This window comes from Pseudomonas sp. KH_046_1 (genome assembly GCF_057839025.1).
Window position 1 is genome coordinate 808,160 of sequence record NZ_CM174481.1, and the last position, 16,257, is coordinate 824,416.

The 16,257-nt window shown below is 59.7% G+C and carries 18 protein-coding genes and 1 pseudogene; 10 read left to right on the forward strand and 9 right to left on the reverse strand.

Annotation, left to right across the window (positions count from 1 at the left end):
* The first annotated feature begins 18 nt into the window (after positions 1 to 18).
* The 4 genes from AC3IT9_RS03550 to AC3IT9_RS03565 all read left to right on the forward strand — a co-directional run bounded on the left by AC3IT9_RS03550 (position 19) and on the right by AC3IT9_RS03565 (position 1,990).
* Complete coding sequence (locus AC3IT9_RS03550; RefSeq protein WP_150754304.1) at positions 19 to 264, forward strand: FitA-like ribbon-helix-helix domain-containing protein; 246 nt, start codon at positions 19 to 21, stop codon at positions 262 to 264.
* On the forward strand, positions 261 to 680 hold the full coding sequence (locus tag AC3IT9_RS03555) for a type II toxin-antitoxin system VapC family toxin (protein ID WP_150728357.1): 420 nt from the start codon (positions 261 to 263) through the stop codon (positions 678 to 680). The genes AC3IT9_RS03550 and AC3IT9_RS03555 overlap by 4 nt, the downstream gene beginning before the upstream one ends.
* A 171-nt stretch (positions 681 to 851) precedes the next feature.
* A complete protein-coding gene (locus tag AC3IT9_RS03560; RefSeq protein WP_150753137.1) occupies positions 852 to 1,157 on the forward strand; it encodes a transposase in 306 nt (101 codons plus the stop codon).
* On the forward strand, positions 1,154 to 1,990 hold the full coding sequence (locus AC3IT9_RS03565; protein ID WP_224789174.1) for an IS3 family transposase: 837 nt from the start codon (positions 1,154 to 1,156) through the stop codon (positions 1,988 to 1,990). Before AC3IT9_RS03560 ends, AC3IT9_RS03565 begins: the two co-directional genes overlap by 4 nt.
* Before the next feature lie 80 nt (positions 1,991 to 2,070).
* Here AC3IT9_RS03565 and AC3IT9_RS03570 read toward each other — a convergent pair whose 3' ends face one another.
* Together AC3IT9_RS03570 and AC3IT9_RS03575 are read right to left on the reverse strand one after the other, a co-directional pair.
* Entirely contained in the window at positions 2,071 to 2,934 is an 864-nt protein-coding gene (locus AC3IT9_RS03570; RefSeq protein WP_489273478.1) for a methyl-accepting chemotaxis protein, read from the reverse strand.
* A pseudogene (locus AC3IT9_RS03575) lies at positions 2,929 to 3,990 on the reverse strand (methyl-accepting chemotaxis protein); the annotation flags it as partial. The gene AC3IT9_RS03570 and the pseudogene AC3IT9_RS03575, both read right to left, overlap by 6 nt.
* Positions 3,991 to 4,250: 260 nt before the next feature.
* Between AC3IT9_RS03575 and pmrG the strand changes: the two are divergent.
* The 4 genes from pmrG (at position 4,251) to AC3IT9_RS03595 (ending at position 8,959) form a co-directional block, all read left to right on the forward strand.
* Positions 4,251 to 4,922 carry a lipopolysaccharide core heptose(II)-phosphate phosphatase PmrG gene (gene pmrG / locus AC3IT9_RS03580; RefSeq protein WP_489272067.1) on the forward strand — a complete coding sequence of 224 codons (672 nt, stop codon included), beginning with the start codon at positions 4,251 to 4,253 and terminating at the stop codon, positions 4,920 to 4,922.
* Positions 4,923 to 4,953: 31 nt separating this feature from the next.
* The gene (locus tag AC3IT9_RS03585; protein WP_489272068.1) at positions 4,954 to 5,781 is read left to right on the forward strand and encodes a phosphatase PAP2 family protein; all 828 of its coding nucleotides are present in this window, start codon (positions 4,954 to 4,956) and stop codon (positions 5,779 to 5,781) included.
* A gap of 479 nt (positions 5,782 to 6,260) precedes the next feature.
* Positions 6,261 to 7,682, forward strand: coding sequence for a group II intron reverse transcriptase/maturase (gene ltrA / locus AC3IT9_RS03590; protein WP_151213490.1), 1,422 nt, complete (start codon positions 6,261 to 6,263; stop codon positions 7,680 to 7,682).
* A 368-nt stretch (positions 7,683 to 8,050) separates the two neighbouring features.
* Positions 8,051 to 8,959 carry a YeeE/YedE thiosulfate transporter family protein gene (locus AC3IT9_RS03595; RefSeq protein WP_150754308.1) on the forward strand — a complete coding sequence of 303 codons (909 nt, stop codon included), beginning with the start codon at positions 8,051 to 8,053 and terminating at the stop codon, positions 8,957 to 8,959.
* A gap of 54 nt (positions 8,960 to 9,013) precedes the next feature.
* Here the strand turns inward: AC3IT9_RS03595 and AC3IT9_RS03600 are convergent, their stop codons facing one another.
* Complete coding sequence (locus tag AC3IT9_RS03600; protein ID WP_150727517.1) at positions 9,014 to 9,262, reverse strand: hypothetical protein; 249 nt, start codon at positions 9,260 to 9,262, stop codon at positions 9,014 to 9,016.
* A gap of 1 nt (position 9,263) precedes the next feature.
* Positions 9,264 to 9,617: a DUF6124 family protein gene (locus tag AC3IT9_RS03605; protein ID WP_150754309.1), complete on the reverse strand. Its 354-nt coding sequence runs from the start codon at positions 9,615 to 9,617 to the stop codon at positions 9,264 to 9,266.
* A gap of 419 nt (positions 9,618 to 10,036) precedes the next feature.
* Here AC3IT9_RS03605 and AC3IT9_RS03610 point away from each other — a divergent pair, with 419 nt between their 5' ends.
* Positions 10,037 to 10,288 (forward strand): helix-turn-helix domain-containing protein, encoded by a 252-nt coding sequence (locus AC3IT9_RS03610; RefSeq protein WP_489272070.1) that lies wholly within the window; start codon positions 10,037 to 10,039, stop codon positions 10,286 to 10,288.
* Between the two features lie 29 nt (positions 10,289 to 10,317).
* On the opposite strand, the gene AC3IT9_RS03615 is transcribed toward AC3IT9_RS03610, so the two are convergent.
* Positions 10,318 to 10,722, reverse strand: a complete 405-nt coding sequence (locus AC3IT9_RS03615; RefSeq protein WP_489273479.1) for an isochorismatase family protein — start codon at positions 10,720 to 10,722, stop codon at positions 10,318 to 10,320.
* A gap of 350 nt (positions 10,723 to 11,072) precedes the next feature.
* On the opposite strand from AC3IT9_RS03615, the gene AC3IT9_RS03620 reads away from it, so the two are divergent.
* Positions 11,073 to 11,336: a hypothetical protein gene (locus AC3IT9_RS03620; protein ID WP_150727513.1), complete on the forward strand. Its 264-nt coding sequence runs from the start codon at positions 11,073 to 11,075 to the stop codon at positions 11,334 to 11,336.
* A 175-nt stretch (positions 11,337 to 11,511) separates the two neighbouring features.
* Here AC3IT9_RS03620 and AC3IT9_RS03625 read toward each other — a convergent pair whose 3' ends face one another.
* The 4 genes from AC3IT9_RS03625 to AC3IT9_RS03640 form a co-directional block, all read right to left on the reverse strand.
* Positions 11,512 to 12,537, reverse strand: coding sequence for a zinc-dependent alcohol dehydrogenase (locus AC3IT9_RS03625; protein ID WP_423502665.1), 1,026 nt, complete (start codon positions 12,535 to 12,537; stop codon positions 11,512 to 11,514).
* Positions 12,538 to 12,553: 16 nt separating this feature from the next.
* Positions 12,554 to 13,663 carry a Gfo/Idh/MocA family oxidoreductase gene (locus AC3IT9_RS03630; RefSeq protein WP_489272072.1) on the reverse strand — a complete coding sequence of 370 codons (1,110 nt, stop codon included), beginning with the start codon at positions 13,661 to 13,663 and terminating at the stop codon, positions 12,554 to 12,556.
* A gap of 73 nt (positions 13,664 to 13,736) precedes the next feature.
* Positions 13,737 to 14,960, reverse strand: coding sequence for a hypothetical protein (locus AC3IT9_RS03635; RefSeq protein WP_489272074.1), 1,224 nt, complete (start codon positions 14,958 to 14,960; stop codon positions 13,737 to 13,739).
* Complete coding sequence (locus AC3IT9_RS03640) at positions 14,957 to 16,219, reverse strand: sulfotransferase family protein (protein WP_489272075.1); 1,263 nt, start codon at positions 16,217 to 16,219, stop codon at positions 14,957 to 14,959. The genes AC3IT9_RS03635 and AC3IT9_RS03640 overlap by 4 nt, the downstream gene beginning before the upstream one ends.
* Positions 16,220 to 16,257 lie beyond the last annotated feature (38 nt).

The following is a 16,257-nucleotide window of genomic DNA, read 5'->3' on the forward strand; positions in this document are numbered from 1 at the left end:
TTGATTGCAGGGGGCATCATGGCCAGCATCACAATTAGAAACCTTGATGAGAAGCTCAAGGAGCAGCTGCGCATCACGGCGGCTCATAACGGACATTCCATGGAAGAGGAGGCTCGCCTGATTCTGGGCAGGGCCTTGGCGACTGTTGATCGCGCCGGTGGACTTGGAAGCAGGATCCGCAACCGATTCAGCGCTATCGGCGGAGTCGAGCTCGATCTGCCAGAGCGTTCAGAGAAAGCGACGGCGGTGGATTTTTCTGAATGATCGTGCTCGATACCAACGTTCTTTCAGAGTTTATGCGAGTCGAGCCTGAAACCCGGGTGCTTGCCTGGGTTGATGCGCAGCCATCGATGGATCTGGCAGTCAGTGCGGTAACGGTGGCGGAAATACTCCACGGCATCGCACGCCTGCCTTCTGGCAAGCGCAAACAGAAACTTGAAGCCCATGCCATGGCCATGTTCGAAGAGGACTTTGCCGGACGCATTTTGCCGTTCGATGCTCATGCCGCTGTTGAGTACGCAACGCTGACGGCAGGTGCTGAAGCCAATGGGCGTGCGGTTTCAATGGCCGATGCGCAAATTGCTGCCATTTGCCGAAGCCATGGGGCTGCTATAGCCACCCGCAATATTCGAGACTTCGGGTTTCCCGGGATTGAGGTCATCAATCCTTGGGAGGCGTGAGCATCTTCGCAGTCATCCAGAATGCAATCGCGAGCAAGCTCGCTCCCACAGGGTTTTGGGTCGTTCACAGAATCTGTGTTCGACACCTTACCTGTGGGAGCGAGCCTGAACTGGCCTAATAATTCCGGACACCTCTTAAGGGCGATATGATTTCGCCAACTTGGAGGTTCCATGAACGAAAGAAAGGTCTATACCCGCGAGTTCAAGCTGCATGCTGCCAGCATGGTGCTTGATGATAACTGCCCGGTTCCAGAAGTGTGTGCATCGCTGGATATCGGCCCTACCGCTTTACGGCGTTGGGTCGATCAGGTTCGCAAGGAACGCGAGGGACAGCCAGTCAAAGGCACCAAGGCGATTACCGAAGATCAGCGCCAGATCCAGGAACTAAAGGCCAAGATCAAACGCATGGAAATGGAAGCCGAGATCTTAAAAAAGGCTACCGCTCTCTTGATGTCGGATCCCGATCGTTTTCGATGATTGCGGAACTAAGAGAGTCATTCCCGACTGCCATTGTGTGTCGTGTTTTCGATGTGAAGCGCAGCAGCTTTTATGAGTGGCTTCAGCGGCGAGCCAAACCGCGGATCAGACGCGAAGACCTCAAGCTGAAAGTGGTTGAACTGCACAGCGAAAGCCGGGAAGCCATGGGTTCCAGAATGATCAGCAAGAACCTGAAGTCCCAAAACATCGCGATCGGAAGAGGCCTTGTCAGGGCGCTAATGAGGGAGGCCAACATTGTCAGTAAACAACGCCAGCCTCACCCATTCAGATCCAAAGGCGTTGAAGCATTTGTCGCGCCCAATCGACTCAAGCGCAATTTTAAGCCGACTGCAGTTGATCAGGTCTGGTGTGGCGACGTTACCAGCTTGATGGTGGGCGAGCGCTGGGTTCATCTGGCCATCGTGATCGATTTGTTTGCTCGCCGCGTCATTGGCTGGGCGTTTTCGCTGGTCAATGACGCCAACTTGGTCAGCAAGGCGCTACGCATGGCGACAGAGGTGCGAGCGTGTCCTCCTGGACTGATGTTCCATTCAGATCAGGGCTGTCAGTACACCAGTCGCAAGTTTCAAGAAGAACTGAAGCGTCATGGCATTTTGCAAAGCATGAGTCATCGCGGGCAGTGCTGGGACAATGCTCCAACGGAGCGTTTTTTCGGCACGCTGAAATCAGAATGGGTGCCTCGTAGTGGCTACAGCAAGATCGAGGAAGCAAAAACCGATATGGTGCGTTTCTTCCTGTACTACAACCGCACCAGGCTCCACAGCTACAACAACTACCTGTCGCCAATAGCCATGGAGCAAAAAGCGGCATAAACACCGTAACCGGTGTCCGGGATTACTTGACCAGTTCAGCCTGCTCGCGAAGGGATCTTTCATTCACGGCAAGGCGAATGTCAGACGCGGAAGTGGCTCACCATCTGCTGCAATTGACCACCCAACCGCGCCAGTTCAATGCTGGACTTGGCGGTCTCATCGCTCGCCGCAGCGGTCTGTTCAGACACGTCACGCACGTTGATGATGCTGCGGCTGATCTCTTCGGCCACGGCGCTTTGCTGTTCGGCAGCGGCGGCGATCTGCTGGTTCATCGACTGGATGTTGGACACCGTGCGGGTGATGTTCTCCAGTGACTCGCCGGCCTTGCGGGTCAGGGCCACGCTGCTGTCGGTGAGGACGCGACTGTTGTTCATCACCGCCGACACTTGTTGCGTGCCGTTCTGCAGGCCGGCCACCAGGCCTTCGATTTCCTCGGTGGATTTCTGCGTACGCTGGGCCAGGCCGCGGACCTCGTCGGCCACCACCGCAAAACCACGACCGGCTTCACCGGCGCGAGCTGCTTCGATGGCGGCATTGAGTGCCAGCAGGTTGGTTTGCTCGGCCACGGCCTTGATCACGTCCATGACGCTGCCGATCTTGTCGCTTTCCCGTTGCAGTACGCTCATGGCTTCGGTGGAGCGCACCACTTCACTGGCCAGGCGCTCGATCTGGGCGATGGCTTCATTGACCACTTTGTCCCCTTCACGGGCTTCGCCGTCGGCCGCCGCAGCAGCTTGCGAGGCGTCTTCGGCGTTGCGCGCGACTTCCTGCACGGTGGCGGTCATCTCGTGCATGGCGGTCGCGACCTGATCGGTCTCGACTTTCTGACTGTTGACCCCGGCGCTGGTCTGCTCGGTCACGGCCGACAGCTCTTCAGCGGCGCTGGCGATCTGGGTCACGCCGTCGCGGATGCCGCTGATCAAGTCGCGCAGGGTCACGCCCATGCGAGCGATGCCTTGCTGCAACACGCCGAGTTCGTCGCGACGGGTGACCAGCACGTTGTGGGACAGATCACCGCTGGCGATGCGATCGACCACCGCCAGGGTTTCGCGCAATGGCCGGGTGATCTGGCGAGTGATGACCACGGCGGCAATGACGCCCACCAGCAGTGCCAGTAATGTGCTGATCAGTTGTAGAGTGCGCGCCCGGGCGCTTTCGGCGTCACGGCGGTCGAGCTGGATCTGGTACAGCTGATCGCTCTGGGACACGATGGCGGCGCCCTGGTCGGTCATTTCCTGGCGCGCTTGCACCGCGTCATTGCTGGCGGCCTTGTAGGCCTGCAAGGCGCTGCGGTAGTTGCCCAGCGCAGTTTCCAGCTGACGCAGGGCGTCTTGCCGGGAGTCGGCGAAATGCACGTTCAGCGGTTTCAGGCTGGCGATGGCGGCGTCCAGTTGGCCGACGGCTTTTTGCTCGGTCTCGGCATTGGTACTGGCGGTGTAGCCGCGCACTTCGTAGCGCGCCAGCAGGAACGCTTCCTTGGCCGCGGTGATGGCCTGGAACTGTTCGAAGCGCTGGTCGCTCAACGGCATTTGTTGCACGCGGGTATTGATGTCATTGATCAGCGTGTTGGCGGTTTCGGCGTTGGCACTCATGGCGTCGCGGGCGCTGTTGCCGGCGCGATAGGCGCTGCGCATCTTGCCCAGGGACGTCCTGTAGGCGTCGATGACGGCGCCTTGCTCGCGCAGCAGCTTGAGGTTTTCCGGGCTCTTGAACTTCGCCAGCAGGGCTTGCTGCTGGGCCGAGAAGGCGTCGAGGGTGGTCTGCACGTTCTGCGCGGCGGTTTCGTCGCCGTTGGTCAGCATGTATTGCAGGCGAACCACGCGCAGCTTGGTCAGACCGGCGTTGAGCTGGGTGATGTCGCTCATCCAGTTGCTACGGTCGATCAACCCGCCCAGGCTGGTCCAGCCGGTCAGGGCGAGGACACAGGTCAGTGCCAGGACCAGGCCAAACCCCAGGCCCAGTTTCAGGTTCACGCTGATGTTGCCGAACCAGCTATTCATCTCATTCCTCCAGGAACTTGGTACTTCTTTATCGTCGGTTGGCTGGAAGATTGTTTTTTTTGGAAGCCGCCAAGCTGTGTAAGCAGGATGTATCGGCAGCAATCCCGGGAGCTGAAAGGATTTTTCCGAACGGATTCTGTAACAAAATTTTTACAGCGCTTTTAAGCTTTTTTTCACATGCGTTTCACCAGTCACCGACGCGCCTTTCCTTAACCTGCCGGGATCTAATGAGGTAGTGCGTGCCGGCGAGGCGGCTTGATGTGGAATTAAGACTGAGTCTTTTCGGGATAAAACGCTCGATCGATCTGAGCCGCTTCGCCCGTTATCGCAACGCTGCGGTGGTGTTGGCCTCGGCGTTGCTGGTGATCCCGTTGACGGTGTTCCTGCTGCGACCTGCCGCCGTTGCAGACCTGGCTCACGGCAATGTAACCGGTGCACAGGCGTTGATGACCGGATGGGCCAAGGGCGACCTGATCGTGCTGGTGCGCCACGTCGAGCGCTGTGATCACTCCTCGGCGCCTTGCCTGGTTGGCAACGATGGCATTACCGAGCGCTCGCGCCGTGTCGCCATGGGTGTCGGTGCGCACTTCCAGAACCTGGGCCTGGACAAGGCCGATATCTACAACAGCCCGATTCTGCGTACGGCGCAGACCGCCAGTTTCATGTTCAACAAGGTCGGCACGGGCGAAGACTGGTTGATCAGTTGCAAGGGCACCATGCTGCGCGACGCGTTGGCGCACAAGGTGGCCGGGCGCAACCTGATTCTGGTGACCCACAGCGAATGCATGGACCAACTGGAAAAAGACCTCCATTTGCCGACGTCGACCCTGGGTTACGGGGCCTCTTTGTTTATCTCCGCCGAAACGCCGCACACTCCGCGCATGCTTGGCTTTATCGAAGCTTCGGATTGGCCGACCGTGACGCCCCGTTGAATTTCACCATCCCTTCGAATCAGGACTGAGCATGCCGACCGCTTCCCGCTTTTACTGGATGAATTTCGGTATTCCGCTGGCCTGCGCGGTCGCGGTGTTCCTGATGTTCGACATGACCAGTATCGACATCGCCTTCAACAATTACTTTTTTGATCCGGTGACGCAGACGTACCCGTTGGACCAGGTCCATCTGTTCGAAAAAATCACCCATAAATGGGCGCGGATCATTCCGAACTGGACCGGTGAAATTGCGATTATCGGTGCCTTGCTGTCGTTTCTCTGGCCGCGCCTGAAGGCCGAAAAGCACGCGAAAATCATCGCCTTCCTGGAAAAAATCAAAGTCGCACCGGTGCTGCGTTTTGCCAACCGCCACCGACGCGACTTTCTCTACGTGGTGTTCGCGTTCTCCATCAGTACAGGGGTCATTCACTACCTCAAGGGCCACACCAGCGTGTATTGCCCGATCGAGACGACCCAGTACGGCGGCAAGATGGAGCACATTGAGTGGTATGAAAGTTTCGACCTGCTGAAAGTTGCTGGCGAGGGGCGCTGCTGGCCGGGCGGACATGCGTCGGGCGGTTTCACCATGCTGGCGTTGTACTTCGTGGCTCGCCGTTATCGCTGGCGCTATTCGAAAGCGATCATGTACGGCTCGCTGACCCTCGGTTTCATCTATGGCACCACACGGGTATTGCAAGGGTGGCACTACATGTCCCACACCTTCTGGGCCGGGATCTTCGTGTGGCTGGCGTGTTTGCTGACGGCGCTGGCGTTTTACGGGCGAGCGAGGCTGGAACAGCCGGTGCTCACCAGAGCGGAACAACCGGTGTTGGCGGCTCAGCCTCAATCTGTGAATTGAGTGGCGTTGGACCGCAAAAACCGCATCTCGAAAGGGGTGCGGTTTTTTTGTTGGTGCGCCAGGCATGGCGCGTTGCGCGAAGCGCAACCAGCTTGGCTGTGGTGGCCTCGCTGGTGACTTGGAGGTGTAAGTCCTCTACACACCCGGCAAGGGGAAGTGTTAGCCAGAGGCAAGGGTGTCGCGGGCGACTGCGAATCTGAAGGAAGCCCGAGGCAAAATGCTGGCCTGACGAACAGGAAGCGGATAGAGGCGGCGCAGCGGGGTAAGAAGGCCAATATCTTCAAAGCCCAATACTTGCACGGAACGCTGTGACGTAGATCCGACAGGCATAAGCAGGAAGGTCGCGCGAATTACCCTGGGAGATCTGTGGGTTTGCCACTGTGCTACCGAGCGTCGAGAGGCGACGGGATGAGCCCACAGAAGTCAGCTGAGGCCGTAGTAAGTGGCGGATTACCGCGTCACCAAGGGCCGAACAGGTTATGCCGCCAGTAGGCGTCAGAGTCTCGTCGAATGTTGAAACGCAGAATATTCTCCAAGAGAAAACTGTTACCCCAGGTCCTGGACGGTATCCGAGGATGAAGGCTGACAGGGCGCAAACATCGACGGCGTCTGTGGCGTGGACGAACGCGGAGCCGGACACGCTGATGGTGCGGGTGCTTGCACCCGCCAACCTCAAGCGTGCGTATCAACGCGTGGTCAGCAACAAGGGCGCACCGGGTGCCGATGGCATGACGGTCGACCAGCTGGCGGGCTACGTGAAACAGTATTGGCCGATCCTCAAGACTCGGCTGTTGGCCGGCGAATACCACCCGCAAGGTGTACGCGCCGTCGATATCCCCAAACCCAAAGGCGGCACAAGACAGCTGGGTATCCCCAGCGTCGTGGATCGCCTGATCCAGCAGGCGCTGCTGCAACAGCTCACGCCAATCTTTGATCCGCTGTTTTCGGACTACAGCTACGGCTTTCGTCCGGGCAGAAGCGCTCATCAAGCCATCGAAACCGCCCGCGCCCATGTGGCGGCGGGCCACCGCTGGTGCGTGGAACTCGATCTGGAGAAGTTCTTTGATCGGGTCAACCACGATGTATTGATGGCCTACATCGAGCGTCAAATCGAAGATAAACGTGTGCTTATGCTGATCCGTCGTTATCTCGAAGCGGGAATGATGTCGGGCGGGATCGCCAGCCGACGGCAGGAAGGGACGCCGCAAGGCGGCCCGCTCTCACCGTTGTTGTCGAACATCCTGCTCAATGAACTCGACCGCGAACTGGAACGGCGGGGCCATCGTTTTGTACGCTATGCCGACGACGCCAACATTTATGTGCGCAGTCGTCGTGCTGGCGAGCGAGTGCTGGTCAGGGTTGAGCGCTTCCTGAATCAACGCCTGAAACTGACGTTGAATCAAGAAAAGAGCCGAGTAGCACGGCCGTGGGCGTGTGATTACTTGGGTTACGGGATGAGCCTGCATAAACAGCCGAGGCTGAAAGTAGCTACGATGAGCCTGAATCGCTTGCGCGATCGGCTCAGAGAACTGCTGCGCGGAGCGCGGGGCCACAAGATGGCAAGCGTCATTGAACGGATTAACCCGGTGTTACGTGGTTGGGCGGGTTACTTCAAGCTCAGCCAGAGCAACCGCCCCCTTGAGGAGTTGGATGGCTGGATGCGCCGTAAACTTCGCTGTGTCATTTGGCGTCAATGGAAGCAGCGCCCAACGAGGGCGCGCAACCTGATACGTCTGGGGATCAGCGAAGCACGCGCCTGCAAATCAGCGTTCAACGGGCGCGGGCCATGGTGGAATTCGGGAGCGTCACATATGAATCACGCGCTGCCGAAGAAGCTGTGGGACAGCCTGGGGCTGGTCCCAATACTGGATACGATAAAACGGCTTAACCGCATAACCTGAACCGCCGTATACGGACCCGTACGTACGGTGGTGTGAGAGGACGGCGGCTGTGAAGCCGCCTCCTACTCGATCCCGAGGAAACCTTCAGTGAGTCTCGGATTGCGAATTCGCAGACAAAAAAAAGCCCGCGGGAGGGCGGGCAAACCGTAGTTTCTTGAATGAGCGAGTGCAATGTACAGGCAGTGACGGAGGCGTGGGGTGAAGAAAAATTCATCTGGTATCGGGCCGCGGTCGACATTGCCCAAGGCCTATTCGACAGGGGTTGCAGGGCGATTGCGGATTGAGTGGTTCGTCCGAAGTGTTTGCCCGGCGACTAATCTGTCTGTCAGGCATCGACTTGATGCCACCACCCGGAAACAGGGAGGCCCGTGTTTTCATTGCTGATTTCGCTGCTGCTGGCGTTCCTCATCGGCTGGGTGTCCCAGCGCATGGGCATGTGCCTGGTCAATGCCATGGGGCTGCTGCTCAAACGTCGGCCGACCCTGTTCGTGTCGCTGGTCAGTTGCGGTCTGTTCGGTCTCTTGCTCGCACCGCTCTACGCCTTGTCTGGCGTCAGTCAACCGTTGTTCATCCCTGAGGTTGGCTATCTGTCACTGGTTGGTGGCGGGTTGCTGTTCGGCCTCGCCTCGGTGCTCAACGACGGGTGCAGCGTCGGCACCCTCACCAAGCTCGCCAGCGGCAACCTCAACAAGGTCTTTACCATCCTCGGCTGGGTGCTGGGCATCGTGCTGTGGCATCACCTGAACATGCTGCCCGAACACCGGGCGCTGCAAATGCCGATGATCACCAGCCGTCATTACTGGCTGGTCATTGGCATCGTGCTGCTGATTCTGCTGTTCCTGATCCGGATTCACGGCGACAGACACCTGGTGCTGTCGAGCCTGCTCCTGGGGGCTTTGACCAGTGCCCTCTACACCTTCGAACCGCTGTGGACGCCCAGCGTATTCTTCTACGATCTCTCGCAAAGGTTCTGGGGCCCGGGCGACACATCATTGACCACCCAGCGTGTGACGGTGTTTGCCATGCTGATGCTGGGCATGCTCTGTTACACCTTACATCGCCGCACCTTCAACTATCAGCGGTTTGCCGCGATGACAGCGGCCAGGCATTTGCTCGCGGGCGTGTTGATGGGGACCGGTGCATCGATGATGCTGGGTGGCAATGACTCACAGATTTTGTTGGTGTTTCCGACGCTGACCTGGGTGGGAGCGGTGCCGTTGGTGTCGATTGTGTTGGGGATATTGGTGGGGGTTGGGGTTAAGCGGCTGCGTGCTTGATGATCGCGGCTCTGGAGTTGGACGACCTCAATGAGACCGTCCATTTTTCAAGGATCAAACCTGCATCTGCAACCGCCGCCCAACCACATCCAGCAAATCGCAACCATCGCGCAGGGAAGTGACCAGCACCCGCGCCAGTTCGCTGTAAACACCCTCGTCAGCCGCGAAGCTCTCCAGCAATTGTGTCGCGGTTCGAATGCGATAGGCGGCTGTTTCGTGCAGCACATCCAGCGGTGCCTCGGTGTCGATCAGCAGCGATGCGATGGTGCAGTCGATGCCGGTCATTGGCATGTACCGATCCATCTCAAGCCTCCACTTCGTCGAGCGGCGCGATGTTGTCCAGTGCCCGGTTTACCAGCAATTGCGCCAGCACGGCCAGCTGCTGGATCGCCAGGGCGATATTGCGACGCGAACTCTCAAGCTCGCAGGCAAGGTCGGTGCTCATGACGTTGAGCGAGGCGAGGGTTTCGCTGGCGTGAGTGAGCAGGGACGGTGTGTCGATGTCGGGGCGCAGGGTGAAGACGTGGCTGACGGGGTCGAGGTGATTGGGGTTGCGGAGACGGGCGCTGATGGCGGGTTCGGTGGTTTTCGATAAGTCGATTTTGTCTTCAGCTAAATTGGCTGGGGTTTCCGGGGGATTGGGGCTGTTCTTTTTCAAGATGGCATTCCTCACACTGTTTAGAGAAGCTGCCATCCCCTGCTGTCAAACAGGATTGGGTGGCAGCTATACGCGGGTTGACAGACCGGAAGTGTGAGAACCCGGTGCACCCGAAGGTGCCCCGCGCACAGCCGCCATAATCGCGACTACATGAGCGAATGCATGCTGTCTGATTTGGGAGGTGTGCAGGGTACACTTTTCAGCCTGTCAAAGCCGATCGCTGATGTGCAGCGACCCTTGAAGGCTATCGTCGAGAAAGTGCGTCCGCCAGTTCATGAAAGGCGATGCGTTTTGCGGGAAATGTCCTAGGACGTGAGGAAGGCGTCGAGATGGGTAACCGCTTGGATGCTGAGTCAAATCGATTCGTAGTAATGTTCTGTATGCAATACATTTGATCACCAATGTCACGGTAATCGAACATGGATCAATCTCTCCTGCTATCCCGCCTGGGGCTCCAAATACGTGCAAAGCGTAAGAGTCACGGACTGACGCAATCAAGAGTTGCCGAGCTTTCCGGGTTGCCACGACAGAAAGTTATTGCCGTGGAGAAGGGTACACCCACTGTTGCGATGGTCGCGTATGCCCGTGTTTTGTGCGCATTGGATTGTGAGCGTTCTGTGATTCCGGCAGCACTGCCAACGCTTGAAGAACTAGGTGAATTGTTCGAGTGAAACGATGGCTTTTGCGTGAACATAACAGCTTACAAATCCGCCAGTTTTACCGTGTGCTTGAAATGATGCTCCCAAAGCCTGACCCCTAGCCCACCCGTCCGGTCCAGCGATGATCCCACCGTCAAATCCGTAACTAACGTCGGCTGCAAACCCGCATCAAACAGCGCAAACCCCGCCGCCAGGCAGCAGGTTTCGGTCTGCAGGCCGCACACCAGCACGCGTTCGACGTTGAGGCTTTTCAGGTAGTCGATGGTTTCCGGTGTGGGCGCGTAGCCGTGCTTGATAAAAATGCGGTCGGCTGGGATCAGGCTGTCATCGTCCGGTGCGGGGTGCCAGCCGAGCTGTTTTTCGAAGGGGGTTATGGATTCGTCATAGCGCTCGACCGTGGCGACACTGGGCAGGGTGCCGATCAGCTTCTGGATACCGTCGATCAGCCACTACGGCGGGTCGAAGCCGGGTTGTACGTCGATGATCAGGAGGGCTTGGCGCATGGGCTTCTCCGAGGAGATGGCAGTGATAGGGGCGACCGTGGATGCAAAATATTCTGGAGGGTCTCGCTGGCCTCTTCGCGGGCGGGCAGCTGCAAAGCTTAGTCGTTACCGATGCCCATATTGCAAGCATGCACATAACAGCCTAGCGCGGCTGCCTAAGTGACCCTATCGTCAGATTTCACGTACCACAAAGTGCTTTTGTGAGTTGTGAGCGTACGATGTAACTCACGTTTTCGTTGAATTCCTGGGGGCGCGAACGAAGCGACTGAGCGGTATGGCATTGGAGAAAAATCATGATTCGCAAGCACTACTTGAAAGCCCTGGCGATGCTGCTCGTCGCCGCTGGCGTGCAGTGGGTGACGCTACCCGCTTACGCGACCGAGCAGGGTCAACAACGGCGTGAAGCTCGCGATACCAGGCAGGAAGGGCGCTCCACTGCCCGGCAAACCAAGGATGAGTGCAGAAAGGGCAGTGACAAGAGCAACGTGGAATGTCGCCAGGACAAGCGCAGCACCAAGCAGGATACCCGTCGCACGGCTAGGGACATCAAGTACTGATCGTTAACGTGGGGCCTGTTTGCGCTTGCCGGCAGGCCGGTCAAGCGCTTCGGGATTTCGAGAGATGGCGGATGTCCGCTTCGATCCAGGGCGGACATCATCGAAATGCGCTGTAGTCATGGTGGTCGTTTGCGCAAGAACGATGATGCAGCCGTAAAACCACCATGTTCTGGCTTTAGGCTTTTCCGAACGTTACCAACACCTTGGCCGATTCATCTGCACGCGCGGCGGTAGCGAAGGCTTGCTCGAAGTCTTCGAAGGCGTAGCGATGACTGATCAGCGCGGTGGTGTCGATTCGGCCTGCGGCGAGGATCTCCAGCACCTCGCCAAACTCGGTGGGATAGGCCATGGCGGTGGTCACTTCCATCTCCTTGCCCAGCGCCATCGCCAGATCCATGGCGACCGGTGCGTGATGTACCGCCACCACCGTCAGATGCGCCCCGAAACGTGCGCGCGCAATGATTTGGGGAATGACCGGAGCGGCGCCCGACACCTCGATGAATTCGTCGGTATCCACCACTGGCATCCCGTAGAGCGTGCCAGCGCCATGGCGCTTGCCGATTTCAGCCCAGAGATCGCAATTGTCGGGATTGAACGTGGCGTTTGCACCGAGTGCGCGCGCACGTTCCAGACGTGAGTCCACGCGATCGACGGCGATGATGTCCGCGACGCCGCGCAAACGGAGCATCGCCACGACACCGAGCCCGATGGGACCCGCGCCGAAAACGACTACTTTGCTGCCAGCGCCGGCACGCGACCGGTTGACGCCGTGCAGCGCGACGGCGAGCGGCTCGACCAGCGCAGCGGTTTCGAAGTCCAGGGTGTCGGGAATGGGGTAGACCGACGACTCGGCCATGACATTGCGCACGAGAATGTGCGAGGCGAAGGCCCCAGGACCTCCGGAGCCGATCATGTTCGCAGGCGTCGTCGGGTTGACCACCACGCGCTGGCCTTTGCGCAGCGCCGTCACTCGCGCGCCCACCTCCTCGATCACGCCCGAGAATTCATGCCCGAGCGATAAGGGACCATCGCCCCCCATCGGCAGGCCACCGGCGCGCGCATAACCGAGGTCAGAGCCGCAGATACCGCAGACCACGACCTTGACCACAATATCGTCCGGCCCGGCACTGGGGCGCAGTACCTGTTCGACACGAATATCGTCAGGTCCGTGAACCGTTGCATGAAGCATCAATTTCGTCATAGCAGAGTCCTTCATTTCAGATTGTGATCCAGGCGCGCTTGCGCGCCGACAGTCGAATGGCGTCGAGCACCTGTTGGCCTCGCGCAGCGTCGTTGAATGTGGCGGCACGCTCGGGGATCGCGGGTGCGCGATTTTCGATCCGCGTGCGCATCTCGGCGAACAGGCGCGCATAGGGCGCAACATCGAAGCCCATGGTGTGCCAGCGGTCCTGCTCGGTCTGGATCAGCTCGGCGACGGGAAAAGCTGTCGGCATTGCGTTGACCAGATCCGCGGGCATCTCGATGCGCCGCACACCATCGGCGTCGCTCACCCAGACTTCTTCGGGGTCACCAAACGTCGCGCCGCTCTGAATCCACGCGCCGCCTGCGCTGCCCACCACTTTGGTGGCCATTACCAGCGGCCCAGGCGCGGCCAGCGCGGCGATGATTGACCCGGCAACACCGCTGTCCGTTTCGAACTGCACGGTGTAGCAATCGTCGGCCGTCATGTTGGGGCGCCCGGGCGCCAGCGTCTGCAGCATGCCGCTGACACGAGCGATGGGCCCGAACATGTATTCGACCTGATCGATCATGTGCGAGCCGAATGCGCCAAGAAAGCCGCCGCCCTGGTCAGCGTCCTCCCACCAGTCGCTGAGCTTGCTTGTCGAGTCCTGCAGGCCCGGTTGATGGTAGATGCGCAGGAAATGGCGCGGTGTGCCGATCAGACCCGACTGAACGACGCGCCGCAGCAACGCCTGCGCGCTGTCGAAGCGGAATTCGGCGCCGAGCAGGTGATGAACACCTGCCTTTGTCGCGGCTTCGCGCATCTGCACCGCTTCGGCGGCGTCGCGGGCAAAGGGCTTTTCGCACACGACATGCCGCCCGGCGGCGATCGCGGCCATCACCGGTGCATAGTGTGCGTGCGGGGGCGTTGCCACCGTAACGAGCTGTATCGCCGGATCAGCCAGCACCTGGGCCAGACTATCGGTCGCCAGTGGGATACCCAGCGGCGCGGCGCGGGCGATGGTGCGGGCACGGTCTCGGCCGACGATGGCGCGCACCTCGAAGCCAGCCTCGCGCAGCGCACGGACATGGGTAAAAAGGCCGAAGCCGGTGCCGACCACGGCGGCACCTATGGGATGAGTCATCAGAGATCGCCTCCATGCAGGACATGATTGATCGCCACGATGCAGTGCCGTGCCATTTCGCCGGACAGCACGCTCATTGCGCCACCTCGCCACTGATGATCGGCGCGATGTCTTCAAGTGCCTCTTCACCACGTTCTTGCAGCACGGCGAGCGCAATACGGCGCAGCGTTACCTGCGGCGGCTCGCCCTGTGTGCCAATCAGACGCAAACTCATGCCGCCATGGACATGGCCGAAGGACTGGACCCAATTGCCGGCGATGCCGGGCTGGCCTTGCGCAACGATGACGCGCACCGAGCCGTCGTGGCGATAGCTGGCCTTGTACTTCTGCACACAACCGCCGCCGTCCTCGTAGTTGTCGAGGTTCTCTTGCCAGATCGAACAGAGCTGGAATATCCAGTAATCACAGGCTGAGGGCAGGAAATCGATAACCAGCGCCTCGTCGCCAGCACACTCCCATGTACCGAAGCCGTGGTGTCGGTCCGGCACGCCGCCATTGGACAGGTACACCGCGCGGTCGAAGCGGATGCGGTTTGGCCGCTGGCTGAGATTGTCCTGCCACCAGCTGCGCACCAGCTCGCAATAGCCAAGTACCATCTGACCCGCCTTGGCGAGCGCATCGCTTATTTCGGCGGCGGTGACGGGTCGCGGTTGCGGGCTATCGATCCGTTCGATAGTGAAGTGAGGCGGCGCGGTATTCGCGCGATCATGGTAGAGCGTGCGCACCAGGAGACCGACGCAGTCCGGTGAGATCGACAGCCAGTCGCGCCCGTCTGCGGGTTTGTTCTGGCTGACCACGATCTCGAAGTTGCCCTGCGTATCGAACTTCACCTGGCGTGAGGAGATGAAGCCGGTGGTCTGCAGCGCAGCGGGATCGAATTCGTCAAGACCGGATACACCACGCGTTGCCCAGTCCTGAGCGCCGGGATGGCGCGGTTGTGGCGCGCGCCATGAGGCGATGACGAAGTACGGCAGCCCGCCACGATGGCCACGAATGACATAGTCATGACTACCGTCGACGAACTCGGCAAGCAGATGATCCTGATCGGGAGACTGGAAGTTGATGGACTGGCGCCAGGGCGCATCGCGCAGGCGCGGCCGTTCTGGCTCGCAGTTCTCCAGGTAGCGTTCGAAACCGTTGCGCATGAGCCGGGTCATGAATCGATACCATTCGGCGCGGTCGAGGGTATCGGCCTCGGCGCCAAAAGCATCGACCCTGTGGCCGGCCTGGCGAACGGTTTCGCAGAAGTCGTCCCACGCGCGGCCGGACAACAGGCGTTCCATAGCTTGATCGGTCATGGCCGCTCTCCTTCGATGCGCTCTGGCCTGACCGAGAAGCGCTCATAGTAAAAGCCGAATCGCTCGCGCAAAGCGGCAACATCAACCCCGAAATCGCCTTTCAGGTCATAGACGACGCGACCATGCTTGCCCCGTGGGTTGGCGTTCAGATAGACCTGGATCCGCGTCTTGGCGTCGGCGGTCAGTGGCAGGCCGGCCATGGCATAGATGCGTTCGATCACCGTCTGTTGGTCGGCCATGTAGTCGTCGAAGAGCACATCGAGCGATTGGCCGGCGGGAACACTGTCCCGGTCCCGAACGCAGGCGCGCAGCAGATGTTCCACTCGATCTGTCCAATAGCGCGCCAACGCCTTTACGTCGAGGGTATGGCGGCGGATGCGGTCGCCATAGGCGATCATGGTGATGGCGGACTGGAGCACGGCTACGGGGTCGCGATGGGTGATGACGAGCGTGGCGTCGGGATAGGTCGTCACCAGCGGCCGCAGGTTTTCCATGTGCGGTGGCGATTTCATCACCCATCGGTTCGGGCCCTGGAGCCAGGTGAGCGCCTGCAGGACTCGGCGACCATAACGGTAGTGCGGCGTCTGATCGTGGCTGTAGTAGTAGTCGCGCCAGCGACACGGGCGAGACTGCCATTCCGGCAGATAGGACGAGAAGTCCAGGCCTTGCAGTTCGATGTCTTCATGCACGTGGGTGGGGGACATTTCGTGCATCGCCGGCATGAACGGCAATATGGCTTCGAATTCGCCCCAGGCCTGGCGGGTACGAACGATACGTGGATCTTCCCCGTCTGATGTTTGGTCTTGCGGCGCAGGAATCGGCTCCATCGCTTCCCAAAGCGGCATCGAACGCAGTCGCGGATCGGCTGCCAGGATGTTGACCAGGTGGGTCGTGCCTGAGCGGGGAAGGCCGGCGACGATGATCGGCCGATCAATCGCGACGTCGTTGATTTCCGGGTGTCGCTTCACCAGATCTTCGAAGCGCAGGCGCGAAGATGCGTAGCGCACAGCATCGCCGAACATCCCCGCGCGCCCCAGGGGGCCGAGCTCCGTGTCCTCGTCAAAACTCTTCAGCCAGACTCGCAGCCGTTCGCGGAAGTCCTCCGAACCGAAGTCGGAAAGCCCCGTGCGCTGGCATGCGGCTGCCAGGACGGCCTCCTCGCGCATTTCCACGGGGGGGACGCCCGCGATCGCTCGACGCTGCCGCTCGGTCAGCTCGGGGGCGCCCAGGTCTGTGATACGGATGATGTCAGGTTTCATGCGCTGCTCCATAAGTGTGAGGAGAGGTGTTGGCGACA

Coding starts and splice junctions, on each gene's coding strand:
- AC3IT9_RS03550 (WP_150754304.1), top strand. CDS start 19: ATGGCCAGCATCACAATTAGAAACCTTGATGAGAAGCTCAAGGAGCAG.
- AC3IT9_RS03555 (WP_150728357.1), top strand. CDS start 261: ATGATCGTGCTCGATACCAACGTTCTTTCAGAGTTTATGCGAGTCGAG.
- AC3IT9_RS03560 (WP_150753137.1), top strand. CDS start 852: ATGAACGAAAGAAAGGTCTATACCCGCGAGTTCAAGCTGCATGCTGCC.
- AC3IT9_RS03565 (WP_224789174.1), top strand. CDS start 1,154: ATGATTGCGGAACTAAGAGAGTCATTCCCGACTGCCATTGTGTGTCGT.
- AC3IT9_RS03570 (WP_489273478.1), bottom strand. CDS start 2,934: ATGGGCGTGACCCTGCGCGACTTGATCAGCGGCATCCGCGACGGCGTG.
- AC3IT9_RS03585 (WP_489272068.1), top strand. CDS start 4,954: ATGCCGACCGCTTCCCGCTTTTACTGGATGAATTTCGGTATTCCGCTG.
- ltrA (WP_151213490.1), top strand. CDS start 6,261: ATGCCGCCAGTAGGCGTCAGAGTCTCGTCGAATGTTGAAACGCAGAAT.
- AC3IT9_RS03600 (WP_150727517.1), bottom strand. CDS start 9,262: ATGGATCGGTACATGCCAATGACCGGCATCGACTGCACCATCGCATCG.
- AC3IT9_RS03610 (WP_489272070.1), top strand. CDS start 10,037: ATGGATCAATCTCTCCTGCTATCCCGCCTGGGGCTCCAAATACGTGCA.
- AC3IT9_RS03620 (WP_150727513.1), top strand. CDS start 11,073: ATGATTCGCAAGCACTACTTGAAAGCCCTGGCGATGCTGCTCGTCGCC.
- AC3IT9_RS03625 (WP_423502665.1), bottom strand. CDS start 12,537: ATGACGAAATTGATGCTTCATGCAACGGTTCACGGACCTGACGATATT.
- AC3IT9_RS03630 (WP_489272072.1), bottom strand. CDS start 13,663: ATGACTCATCCCATAGGTGCCGCCGTGGTCGGCACCGGCTTCGGCCTT.
- AC3IT9_RS03635 (WP_489272074.1), bottom strand. CDS start 14,960: ATGACCGATCAAGCTATGGAACGCCTGTTGTCCGGCCGCGCGTGGGAC.
- AC3IT9_RS03640 (WP_489272075.1), bottom strand. CDS start 16,219: ATGAAACCTGACATCATCCGTATCACAGACCTGGGCGCCCCCGAGCTG.